Genomic DNA, 2,762 nt, shown 5'->3' with positions numbered 1-2,762 from the left:
ATCGACCGCAGCGATGTCGTAGCAGCCGTCAACGACCTCGCCGATCGCGGCCTGCGGCAACAGGTGCAGCAGCGGGCCGCTGATGGCGTCGCCGAGCCGCACCTGGGTGGGCCGGTTGATCACCAGCGGCGTGCTCAACCGGCGGGCGTCCACGAAAACGCCGTTGGTGCTGCCGTTGTCGGTGAGCATCCACGATCCGGCCTCGTAGCTGAGGATCGCGTGCACGCGGGAGACCAGTGGGCTGTCGACGAACAGCGTCACCTCCGGCGCCCGGCCCATCGTGATCTGCTGAGTCGCGTCGAAGACCCGTTCGGTTCCATCATGACGCACGGTGATCTGCTGCGCCCCCGGTGAAGACATGGTGAGAGAATATGCGAAGCTCCGGGAGTCCGGCGTCGAGCTTGTCGGCCGACCGTCCTGATCCGGGAGACGGATTGGATCGGCGGCCGAGGGAGGGCACGTGGGGAGACGCCGGGGGGCGGCGGTGCGCACGCGCCGGTCCGTGGGGATTCGCCGCACGGTGATGACGCTGGGCGTCCTGCTCGTCGCCGTCGCGCTCTTGTCCGGATGTACACGAAATGTTCACGGCCGCGCCGTATCGATCTATGACGACCCGTTCAAGGTAGCCGGTCTGCCTACCACCGGCGGTCCCAGCGGCCCCCGCGCCGGGGTCCCGGATTCGACGCTGACAGCGGAGAACTCCGACGGCGGCGCCATCGACAAACTGGTGCTCAACGCGCTCGACGACATCCAGACCTATTGGCAGGGCGAGTTTCCGCGCGAGTTCGGCGGCGCCTTCGCCCCGGTGGACCATTTCATCTCCTGGAACGCCAAGACGCCGCGCTCGCAGGCCGGGCAGTTCTGCGGCGAGACCAGCTACCGGCTCGTGAACGCCGCCTACTGCCGGCTGGACGGTTCGGTGGGCTGGGATCGCGGTGTGCTGCTGCCCTCGGTGGCCGACGAGTTCGGGAAGATGTCGGTGGTGATGGTGCTGGCCCACGAGTACGGGCACGCCATCCAGGAAATGGCCAAACTGGTCGGCCGCCGCACCCCGACCATCGTCAAGGAGCAGCAGGCGGATTGCTTCGCGGGCGCGTTCATCCGGAATGTGGCCGAGGGCAAGGCCCCGCACTTCACGATCAACACCTCCGACGGGTTGAACGCGGTGCTGGCCGCGACCGTCGCCTTCCGCGACGCCGATCCCGATGATCCGCAGAGCGTGCACGGTTCCGCGTTCGAGCGGGTGACGGCCGTCCAGATCGGCTTCACCGACGGCGCCAAGGGCTGCAAGGCCATCGACCAGAACGAGATCGACCGCCGCCGCGGCGATCTGCCGCAGACCCTCGGCAACGACGCCAACCGCGGCCAGTCCGAGGTGACCCAGTCCAGCCTGCAGGAGCTGGCCACGGCGATGGCGAGCATCATGCCGGTGCGTGACGCACCCGAGTACGGCTACGACACCGCGAAGCTGAACTGCCGCAACGCCGCCGACACCGTGCCGGTCACCTACTGCCCGGCCACCAACCGGATCGGCACCGACGTGCCCGCCCTGCACGACCGCGGCGTCTCCAATGCCGATGACCAGGACGCGTTGCCCGCCAATGTGACCGGCGATTTCACCGCCTACATCGTCTTCATCTCCCGCTACACCCTGGCCGTGCAGCACGCCGCCGGACTGCCCTTGAAGGGTGCGAAGACCGGTCTGCGCGCCGCCTGCCTGTCCGGGGTGATCTCCGGGAAGCTGGCCGATCCGAGCCGCAAGGCGTCCGGCGGCATCACGCTGTCCGCGGGCGACCTCGACGAGGCCGTCTCCGGCCTGCTCACCGACGGCCTGGCCGCCAGCGACACCGACGGCAAGACGGTGCCCAGCGGCTTCTCCCGGGTGGACGCCTTCCGCGCGGGCGTGCTCGGCGCCAATCAGGAGATCTGCTACTCCCGATACACGTAGGGGCGCACGGCTTTTCGAGTCCTACCCGAAGGGCGGCGGCGCGACCGGCTCCAACCGCAGCACCCGGTTGCCGAGCATGATCTCCGAGCCGGGCGCCAGGGTGAACGGCTGATTCGGTTGCAGCCGAACCCAATCGCGATACCCGGGCGGGCGCACCCGGGTGCCGTTGGTGGAGCCGCGGTCGACGATGGTGACATCCCAGTTCACCAGCCGGATCTCGGCGTGTGCCCGGGACATGCCGCCGGAGGCGTCGTCGATGCGCAGCGGCAGCAGTCCCGCGCGGGCGGGTTCGGACAGTTCGGGATCGCGCCCCACCACGGCGTCGGCCGCCAGCATGAAGGTCATGCCGTCGTCGAGCACCAGCATGCCCAGCGGCGGCCGGATCACCTCGGACACCTGCTGGGTCTGGTCCACCGGCATGCCGCACACGGTGCAGAAGGCGGCCCGCGGATCACTGGGATGCGCACGCGCGCATTTGAATCCGAGCACCTTCGCGGTGAGCGCGGTCGCCTTGGCGGTGGCCTCGAGGCGTCGTTGCAGGTCCGGGTCGGGTTTGGGCGCGGGGTTGGTGCCGCTCAGCTCGCTCGCGCCGCCCATCTCGGTGGGCGCGTGGTGCAGGTCCGGCGCGGCCGGAATGCCCTCGGTGACCGGGTCCACCGGCGCGGGATCCAGCTTCGCCGGAATCCGATTGGAGGTGCGGGTCGGGATCAGGTCCGGGTCGACCGGCGGCGGCTCGGGTTCGGGATACAGCGAGATCACCGGCGCGAGAATGAAGATCGGCTTGTCCACGATGGCCGGGATGATGTCCTCCTTG

The 2,762-nt window shown here is 69.3% G+C and carries 3 protein-coding genes; 1 reads left to right on the top strand and 2 read right to left on the bottom strand.

Annotated features, from left to right (window positions below):
• Positions 1-360: FHA domain-containing protein (locus ACWELJ_RS33875; protein ID WP_452370138.1), on the bottom strand; the 360-nt coding region annotated here is incomplete at its 3' end.
• A gap of 163 nt (positions 361-523) precedes the next feature.
• On the opposite strand from ACWELJ_RS33875, the gene ACWELJ_RS33870 reads away from it, so the two are divergent.
• A complete protein-coding gene (locus ACWELJ_RS33870) occupies positions 524-1,948 on the top strand; it encodes a metallopeptidase (RefSeq protein WP_452370139.1) in 1,425 nt (474 codons plus the stop codon).
• 21 nt (positions 1,949-1,969) lie between these two features.
• Here the strand turns inward: ACWELJ_RS33870 and ACWELJ_RS33865 are convergent.
• Positions 1,970-2,762, bottom strand: a 793-nt coding sequence (locus tag ACWELJ_RS33865; protein ID WP_452370137.1) for an FHA domain-containing protein, incomplete at its 5' end; no start/stop codon positions are given.

The sequence above is a fragment of the Nocardia sp. NPDC004582 genome (assembly GCF_053602115.1).
This window is presented reverse-complemented; position numbering and strand designations above follow the sequence as displayed.